The organism is Clostridium sp. CAG:43, from assembly GCF_000434655.1.
GTDB lineage: Bacteria > Bacillota > Clostridia > Lachnospirales > Lachnospiraceae > Otoolea > Otoolea fessa.
This window is the reverse complement of sequence record NZ_FR895099.1, coordinates 29,639-38,912: the sequence shown is the minus strand read 5'-3', so window position 1 is coordinate 38,912 and position 9,274 is coordinate 29,639. Positions and strand designations below refer to the sequence as shown.

The window sequence follows — 9,274 nt, the reverse complement described above, 5'->3', positions numbered from 1 at the left end:
GGCGGCAGCAGCTCCGGCGGGCGCAACTACCGTAGAAGCTCCGATGCCAGGTAAAATCCTGAACATCAAAGTATCTGAAGGACAGGCAGTTAAATTTGGCGAAGTAGTAGTTATTATGGAAGCCATGAAGATGGAGACTGAGATCGTTGCTCCGGCAGACGGTACAGTCAGCAAGATCCTTGTTAAGGCTGGCGATTCTGTTGATACAGGAGCTGCTCTGGTTGCTCTGAACTAGGAGGTTAGGTAATGAACTTTTTTGAAATATTAAAAGAGCTTCTTGCACAGTCGGGTTTCGCAGCATTGACCTGGAGAAGCTGTGTAATGATTCTCATTGCTTTTGTATTATTATACCTGGCAATTAAAAAGCAGTTCGAGCCGCTTCTTCTGCTTCCGATTGCATTTGGTATGTTCCTGGCAAACCTGCCGTTAGCTGACCTGATGAAGGAAAGCGAGCCGTGGTATACCGCAGGTGTTCTGCGTATCATCTACGGCGGTGTTAAGTCCAGTTTGTTCCCGTGTCTGATCTTCATGGCAGTAGGTGCCATGACAGACTTTGGTCCGCTGATTGCAAACCCGGTGAGCCTTCTGCTTGGTGCAGCTGCTCAGTTCGGTATCTACATTGCATTCATGCTGGCTAACGCAACTGGCTTATTCACAGTAGGCGAGGCTGCCGCTATCGGTATCATCGGTGGTGCAGACGGTCCGACCGCTATCTATGTAGCTAACAACCTGGCACCGGATCTGGTTGCTCCGATCGCCGTTGCCGCTTACTCCTACATGGCGCTGATTCCGCTGATTCAGCCGCCGATCATGAAGCTTCTTACCACTAAGAAAGAGCGTTCCATCGTTATGAAGCAGCTCCGTAAGGTAAGCAAGGTTGAGAAGATTGTATTCCCGGTATTCGTAGTACTGTTCTGCTCCCTGCTTCTTCCGTCCGTAGCTCCGCTGCTTGGTATGCTGATGCTTGGTAACCTGCTTCGTGAATCTGGTGTTACAGAGCGTCTTTCTGATACAGCTCAGAACGCACTGTGCAACATCGTAACTATCATGCTTGGTACTACCGTAGGTGCGACCGCAAACGGCGAGATTTTCCTGCGTGTTCAGACCATCGCTATTATCTGCATGGGTCTTCTTGCATTCGCATTCGCTACCATCGGAGGTGTTCTCCTTGGTAAGGTGCTTTGCGCTGTAACCGGCGGCAAGATCAACCCGTTAATCGGTTCCGCTGGTGTATCTGCTGTACCGATGGCTGCCCGCGTTTCTCAGACAGTTGGTGCAAAAGAGAATCCGACCAACTTCCTTCTGATGCACGCTATGGGACCAAACGTAGCAGGTGTTATCGGTTCTGCCGTAGCAGCAGGTTTCTTCATGCTGATTTTCGGTTAATCGAATATTGATTTTTGGCTGTTGCAGCCGGGATCTGGCTGCATCTGGCCTGCGAAAGACCGCAGCGCCGGAAGTACCGGATCCCGTTTTTACTTATTTATATAGGTAGTTATAGAAAATTTTTTTAAAGGAGGCTTTATTGTGGCTAATAAAGTAATGTCTTTACACGATGCCGTAGAAAAGTATGTATGTGACAACGATGTACTTTGTCTCGGCGGATTTACAACAAACCGTAAACCGTATGCAGCAGTTTACGAGATCCTTCGTCAGGGTAAAACTGGTTTTGTAGGCTGGTCTGGCCCGGCAGGTGGTGACTGGGATGCGTTAATCGGTGAGGGCCGTGTGAGAGCCTACATCAACTGCTATACTGCAAACTCTGGTTACACCAACGTAGCTCGTCGTTTCCGTGCAGCTATCGAGAAGGGTGAGCTTACATATGAGGATTATTCTCAGGACGTTCTGATGCTTCAGCTTCATGCTGCATCTCTGGGTCTTCCGTACCTGCCGGTACGTATGATGCAGGGCTCCGGACTTGTTAAGTTCTGGGGTATCAGCGAAGAGAAGAGAAGAACCATGGAAGGTGTTGACAACCTGAAATGCGTAGAGATCGAGAACCCGCTTGAGCCAGGCGAGAAGCTGCTGGCTGTTCCGGTTCCGAAGCTTGACTGCGCTATCATCCATGTTCAGCAGGCATCTCCGGATGGAACCTGTATCATCGATGGTGATGAGTTCCATGACGTAGATATCGCTGTAGCTGCAAAACGTTGTATCGTTACCTGCGAGGAGATCGTAAGTGATGAGTATATCCGTCGTGACCCAACCAAGACAAGAATCTTTGGTGAGTGTGTAGACGCCGTTGTTCGTGCACCGTACGGTGCTTGGCCGGCACAGTGCTACGGCTACTATGATGATGATGATAAGGGCTTGAAAGAGTACGACAAGGCTTCCAAGTACCTTGACGCTGAGGATGCTAAGGCACAGCTTCAGAAGGCTGCAGACAAAGCTGCTAAGGCTGCTGCTGCTAAGCCGGAAGATGAGAAGCTTGCAAAAGCTGCAGAAGTTGCTGCACAGGCTGCAAAAGATGCTGCTGACGGCACCAAGATTCCGGAGACCTTCAAGGATTACCTTCAGAAGTATGTATATGGATGCAAGGATCAGGATGATCTGCTCAACGTACTGGGCGGCGCTCGCCTCATGAACCTTAAGAATGAGCCGCATCTTGGCTATTCTACCAGACATTAATTGAGGGAGGGAAAATCTAAAATGGCTGATTATACAAAGTATACAAAGCAGGAAATGCAGGCTTACGCCATCGCAAAAAATATTAAAGAAAATCAGATCGTTATCGTTGGTACCGGTCTTCCGTTAATCGGTGCATCCCTGGCAAAACGTGTTGTTTGCCCGAGCTGCCATCCGATCGTAGAGAGTGGTCTTATGGATTGTTCTCCGATCGAGGTTCCGCGTTCTGTAGGTGATAACCGTTTCATGGCTCACTGTGCAGTACAGTGGCCGAACATTCGTTTCGTAGGTTTCGAGGCTAATGAGTGGTTACATGATGCTGATCGTATGATCGCATTCATCGGTGGCGCTCAGATCGACCCGTACGGAAACGTTAACTCTACCTGTATCTTTGGTAAGGGTGATTATGTTAAACCTACCACACGTTTCACCGGTTCTGGCGGTGCAAACGGAATCGCTACCTTCTGCAACACCATCATCATGATGCAGCATCAGAAGAGAAGATTCATGGATCATGTTGACTACATCACAAGCTGTGGCTGGATGGACGGCCCTGGCGGACGTGAGAGAGCAGGTCTTCCGGGCAACCGTGGACCGCAGATGGTAGTTACCGATCTTGGTATCATGAAATTCGACGAAGAGACCAAGAGAATGTATCTGGCTTACTACTATCCATTCTCCTCTCCGGAAATGGTTCAGGAGAACACTGGTTTCGAGATCGATACCTCCAGAGCTCAGCTGATGGAAGGTCCGGATCCGGAGATCATCCGCGTTATTCGTGAAGAGATCGACCCAGGTCAGGCATTCATCAAAGTTCCGAAGGAGACTAAGTAATTAGCCTTCCATCGGGAATCAAGACAGATATCATTTCTGTCGATTAATTAGTTACTGATTGCAGGCGGGACAGGAGACGAACTGTCCCGCAAGCAATTCATTTATAACCATTTTTATTTTTTATTTTATAAGGAGAAAAGAAGACATGAATATGTATTCAATGCCAGGATATTTCCAGAATATGCCTACCGTTGGTAAAGCTCTGGTTAATCCGAATCCGGAAAACGAGCAGGAACTGAAGGCTGTTGAGAACGACATCCATGAGTCCATTAAGCAGGCTCTTGATGCTGGTATCACAACCGAAGAGAAGTTAAACGCACGTGGACAGCTTTCTGCTACACAGCGTATCAACGCCCTGATCGATCCAGGTACATGGTGCCCGTTAAACAGCCTTTACAATCCGGAAGACAACCGTTTCCAGACAACTAACGTTCTGAATGGTCTTGGCCGTGTAAATGGCAAATGGGTTTACATCATCGCTTCTGATAACAAGAAGATGGCTGGTGCTTGGGTTCCGGGACAGGCAGATAACCTGCTCCGTGCTGCAGATACCGCTAAGATGCTGCATCTGCCGTTAGTATACCTGTTAAACTGCTCAGGCGTTGAGTTCCCGAACCAGGACAAAGTATACCCGAACCGTCGTGGTGGTGGTACACCGTTCTTCCGCAACGCTGAGTTAAACCAGCTTGGTGTTCCGGTTATCGTAGGTATCTACGGAACCAACCCGGCAGGTGGTGGTTACCACAGCATTTCCCCGACTATCCTGATCGCTCATAAAGATGCGAACATGGCAGTTGGTGGCGCTGGTATCCTTTCCGGTATGAACCCGAAGGGTTACATCGATGAGGAAGCAGCAGAGCAGATCGTTAACGCTCAGATCGAGAACAGCAAACATCACGTTCCGGCTCCGGGTTCCGTGCCGATCCACTATGATGAGACCGGATTCTTCCGTGAGGTTTACGAGGATGATTTAGGCGTTATCGAGGGAATCAAGAAGTACATCAACTACCTTCCGTGCTTCAACCTGGAGTTCTTCCGTGTTGACAGCCCGAAGGCTCCGCAGCTTCCGGCTGAGGATCTGTACAGCATCATCCCGATGAACCAGAAACGTCCGTACGACATCTACGATGTAATCGGCCGTCTGTTCGATAACAGTGAGTTCTTTGAGTACAAGAAAGGCTACGGTCCGGAGATCGTTGCTGGTCTTGCAAAAGTTAACGGCCTTCTGGTTGGTGTTATCGCTAACGTACAGGGCTTACTCATGAACTATCCGGAGTACAAACAGGGTTCTGTAGGTATCGGTGGTAAGCTGTACCGTCAGGGTCTGATTAAGATGAACGAGTTCGTTACTCTGTGTGCTCGTGATAAGACACCGATTATCTGGCTGCAGGATACCACAGGTATCGATGTAGGCGATGACGCTGAGAAGGCAGAGCTGCTTGGTTTAGGTCAGTCCCTGATTTACTCCATCGAGAATTCTAAACTTCCGTCTCTGGAGGTTACTCTTCGTAAGGCAAGTGCTGCTGCTCACTACGTTCTGGGTGGTCCGCAGGGCAACAACACCAACGTATTCTCTATCGGTACAGGTGCTTGCGAGTACTACGTAATGCCGGGTGAGACCGCTGCAAACGCTATGTACTCCAGAAAGCTTGTTAAGGCTAAAAAAGCTGGCGAGCCGCTTCAGCCGATCATCGACAAGATGAACGCTATGATCCAGATGTACACAGACAAATCTCGTCCGAAATACTGTACAAAACAGGGTATGGTTGATGAGATCGTAGATCTGACCGATCTTCGTCCGTACATCCAGGCATTTACCGAGGCTTATTATCAGAATGCTCAGGCTATCTGCCCGATGCATCAGATGCTGGCTCCGAGATCTACTCGTGAGTTCATCAACTACGGTAAATAATTATCAAATTAAAACGGCATTGTGATAGGTGCCGCTAAGATAACATTTTAAAAAGAGAAGGCGCGTAAGTACGCGGCTGACAGTGATAGTGTAAATAGTGATAAGTAACAAATTGATAGTGTGAATAGTGTGAGGCTCTGGCGAAGCGGCTTGTCTGTATGACTGTAAATGAACCGTTTTGCCGGATGCTTGCAGATAAATCGGGCAAAGGAACTGGAACCTTTGCTCGATTTATTGGTATACTCAGGCAGATAAGTAATAAGTAATAGTTTTGTTAAGAATTATTTTATAACATTTTCAAGATTTTACAGCGACTTTTAGTTGATTTTGTGGTATTATGATGGGTGGAGACGATGTGATAGCACGGATCTGCCAAAACATCGTTGAAACAAAAATCAGGCATAGAAAGTCAGTATTGAAAGGAAAAAGATACATCATGAGCGAAATTTTCACTTTAGGTATCGATGTAGGCTCTACAGCTTCCAAATGTATCATCCTGAAGGATGGCAAGGAGATCGTAGGTAAGTCTCTGATTGACGTTGGAGCAGGTACCAGCGGTCCAAACCGTGCCATCGAGGCAGTTCTGGAAGATGCAGGCCTCAAGAAAGAAGATATGGCATTCACACTGGCTACCGGTTATGGACGTACATCTCTGATGGACGGAATTGCCGATAAGCAGATGAGTGAGCTGTCATGTCATGCAAAGGGCGCTTATTTCCTTTTCCCGAAGGTTCATACCGTAATTGACATCGGCGGTCAGGACGTGAAGGTTCTTCGCGTTGAGGACGGTGTCATGACAAACTTCCAGATGAACGATAAGTGTGCAGCCGGAACCGGAAGATTCCTGGATGTTATGGCTCGCGTTCTCGAAGTTGAGGTAAGTGATCTAGGCCGTCTTGGCGCTATGTCCAAGAAGCAGGTAGGAATCAGTTCCACCTGTACGGTTTTTGCAGAGAGTGAGGTTATAAGCCAGTTGTCGATGGGAACGGATAAATGTGATATCATTGCCGGTATTCATCGTTCAGTGGCACATCGTGTCACGGGTCTTGCCCACCGAATCGGTGTAGTGCCGGATGTCGTTATGACAGGCGGTGTGGCTCAGAACCAGGGCGTAGTAGATGCGCTTGAGGCTGAGCTTGGCGTAAAGATTTATACATCCCCGCTGACACAGTATAACGGCGCGCTTGGCGCAGCCCTGATGGCATATCAGGTAGCCAGCCGTCAGAAGTAACTAAGTTAATTTTTAAGAATGGAGGATAATTATTATGGCAAAACAAGTTAGTCCTGGTGTTCTTGCGCTTCGTAAAGTCGTAGATGACGTACATAAAGAGGCGCGTGAGGCCAAAGCAAGAGGCGAGTTAGTTGGATGGTCTTCTTCCAAATTCCCGTGTGAGCTTGCAGCAGCATTTGATTTACACGTTATGTATCCGGAGAACCAGGCAGCTGGTATCGCAGCTAACCGTTACGGTGAGCTGATGTGCCAGGCAGCTGAGGATCTTGGATATGACAACGATATCTGCGGTTATGCTCGTATCAGCCTTGCATATGCAGCTGGTGTACGTGTATCCCGTAAGTATGATCCGGAGACTGGTGAATACATCATCGATCCGAGCACAGGTAAACCATTAAAAGATGCTGACGGCAACGTAGTGATGGGTGAAGACGGAAAACCGAAGAAGGATCCGAAGACTCAGACTCCGTATCTGCAGCTGGACAACCTGCTTGAGATTGAAAAACTCCCGGATGGTCCGGAAAAAGAGAAACGTCTTGAGGCTATTTCTCCGATTCGTCAGATGCGTATTCCGCAGCCGGATTTCGTTCTTTGCTGCAACAACATCTGTAACTGTATGACAAAATGGTATGAGAACATCGCTCGTATGTGTAACATTCCGCTGATCATGATCGATATCCCGTACAACAATACAGTAGATGTTCATGATGAGAATGTTAAATACGTTCGCGCTCAGTTCGACAAAGCTATCAAACAGCTGGAAGAGCTGACAGGCAAGAAGTTCGACGAGAAGAAGTTCGAGCAGGCTTGTGCAAACGCTAACCGTACCGCTAAGGCTTGGCTGAAAGTCTGTGATTTCCTGCAGTACAAACCGGCTCCATATAGTGGATTTGACCTGTTCAACCACATGGCAGACGTTGTAACTGCACGTGCTACTGTAGCTGCTGGTGATGCTTTTGAATTACTTGCAAAAGACCTGGAAGAGACAGTTAAGAAGGGTGAGACCACAACTCCGTTCCCGGAGAAATACCGTGTTATGTTCGAGGGTATTCCGTGCTGGCCGAAACTGCCGGCTCTGTTCAAACCGCTGAAGACCCACGGTGTAAACGTTACTGCCGTTGTATATGCTCCGGCATTCGGTTTCGTTTACAACAACATCGATGAGATGGCTCGTGCTTACTACAAAGCTCCGAACTCTGTCTGCATCGAGCAGGGTGTTGACTGGCGTGAAGGCATCTGCCGTGACAACAAGGTGGATGGCGTTCTGGTTCACTACAACAGAAGCTGTAAACCGTGGAGTGGTTACATGGCTGAGATGCAGCGTCGCTTTACTGCTGACCTGGGTATCCCGTGTGCTGGTTTCGACGGCGATCAGGCTGACCCGCGTAACTTCAATGCTGCTCAGTACGAGACTCGTGTAGAGGGTCTGGTTGAGGCAATGGAAGCAAATAAGCAGGCAAAGGAGGCTAAATAACCATGAGTGTTAACGCATTATTAGAAGAATTTAAGGTAAAAGCTGCAACTCCGAAGCAGCAGCTTGCTGAATATAAAGCTCAGGGCAAAAAAGTAGTTGGTGTTCTTCCTTACTACGCTCCGGAAGAGCTTGTATATGCCGCTGGTATCGTTCCGATGGGTATGTGGGGTTCCAACACTAAGACCATCAGCCGTGCAAAAGAGTACTGCGCTACTTTCTACTGCACCATCGCTCAGTTAGCTCTGGAGATGCTGCTGGATGGAACTATGGATCAGTTAGACGGTATTATCACACCTACTATCTGTGATACTCTTCGTCCGATGAGCCAGAACTTCCGTGTAGCTATGGGCGACAAGATGAAAGTTATCTTCTTAGCTCATCCGCAGAACCGTTTCGAAGAGTTTGGTCTTCAGTTCTGTATCGATCAGTACAACCATGTAAAAGCTGATCTGGAAGAGATCGCTGGAAGAAAGATTACTGATTCTGACATCCAGGATGCTATCGTTGTATACAACAAGAGCCGTGCAGCTCGCCGTGAGTTCGTAAAACTGGCTAACGAGCACTGTGATGTTATCACACCAACCAAGCGTTCCGCAGTTCTGAAGGCATTCTACTTCATGGAGAAGCCGGAATACACTGCAAAGCTGAACGAGCTGAACGCAGAGCTGGCTAAACTTCCTGTCTGTGACTGGAAGGGAACCAAGGTTGTTACCTCCGGTATTATCTGTGATAATCCGAAGCTGCTTTCTATCTTCGAAGAGAACAACATCGCTATCGCTGCAGATGATGTAGCACACGAGACACGTTCCTTCCGTGTAGACGCTCCGGAAGACGAGCTGGATCCGGTTAGAGCACTGGCTAAACAGTTCGCTAACATCGATTACGAAGTACTTCTGTACGATCCGGAATCCAACAAGAACCGTCGTGGTGAGTTCGTAGCTAACATGGTTAAGGAGAGCGGCGCTCAGGGTCTGGTACTGTTCATGCAGCAGTTCTGTGATCCGGAGGAGATGGAGTATCCGTACCTGAAGAAAGCTCTGAACGATGCAGGTGTTCCGCACATCAAACTGGGTATCGACCAGCAGATGAGAGACTTCGGTCAGGCAAGCACTGCTATTCAGGCATTCGCTGATGTCCTTGCACTTCAGAAATAATAGAAGATTCGTTTGGGAAACTGAATGATGAGATAGAAACGCCC

At 48.2% G+C, this 9,274-nt stretch carries 8 protein-coding genes; all 8 read left to right on the top strand.

The annotated features are described in order from the left end of the window. On the top strand, positions 1-235 hold a 235-nt coding region (locus QVO97_RS08740), incomplete at its 5' end, for a biotin/lipoyl-containing protein (protein ID WP_288189457.1). 11 nt (positions 236-246) lie between these two features. Further along, a complete protein-coding gene (locus QVO97_RS08735) occupies positions 247-1,386 on the top strand; it encodes a sodium ion-translocating decarboxylase subunit beta (RefSeq protein WP_022359952.1) in 1,140 nt (379 codons plus the stop codon). A gap of 141 nt (positions 1,387-1,527) precedes the next feature. After that, on the top strand, positions 1,528-2,628 hold the full coding sequence (locus tag QVO97_RS08730) for a CoA transferase subunit A (protein ID WP_022359951.1): 1,101 nt from the start codon (positions 1,528-1,530) through the stop codon (positions 2,626-2,628). A gap of 21 nt (positions 2,629-2,649) precedes the next feature. Then, positions 2,650-3,459, top strand: a complete 810-nt coding sequence (gene gctB, locus QVO97_RS08725; RefSeq protein ID WP_022359950.1) for a glutaconate CoA-transferase subunit B — start codon at positions 2,650-2,652, stop codon at positions 3,457-3,459. Between the two features lie 145 nt (positions 3,460-3,604). Next, complete coding sequence (locus tag QVO97_RS08720) at positions 3,605-5,371, top strand: acyl-CoA carboxylase subunit beta (protein ID WP_022359949.1); 1,767 nt, start codon at positions 3,605-3,607, stop codon at positions 5,369-5,371. A gap of 436 nt (positions 5,372-5,807) precedes the next feature. After that, positions 5,808-6,602: a (R)-2-hydroxyglutaryl-CoA dehydratase activase HgdC gene (hgdC, locus tag QVO97_RS08715; protein WP_022359948.1), complete on the top strand. Its 795-nt coding sequence runs from the start codon at positions 5,808-5,810 to the stop codon at positions 6,600-6,602. A gap of 34 nt (positions 6,603-6,636) precedes the next feature. Then, positions 6,637-8,076, top strand: a complete 1,440-nt coding sequence (gene hgdA, locus QVO97_RS08710) for a (R)-2-hydroxyglutaryl-CoA dehydratase subunit alpha (protein ID WP_022359947.1) — start codon at positions 6,637-6,639, stop codon at positions 8,074-8,076. A gap of 2 nt (positions 8,077-8,078) precedes the next feature. Then, positions 8,079-9,230 (top strand): (R)-2-hydroxyglutaryl-CoA dehydratase subunit beta, encoded by a 1,152-nt coding sequence (gene hgdB / locus QVO97_RS08705; RefSeq protein WP_022359946.1) that lies wholly within the window; start codon positions 8,079-8,081, stop codon positions 9,228-9,230. Positions 9,231-9,274 lie beyond the last annotated feature (44 nt).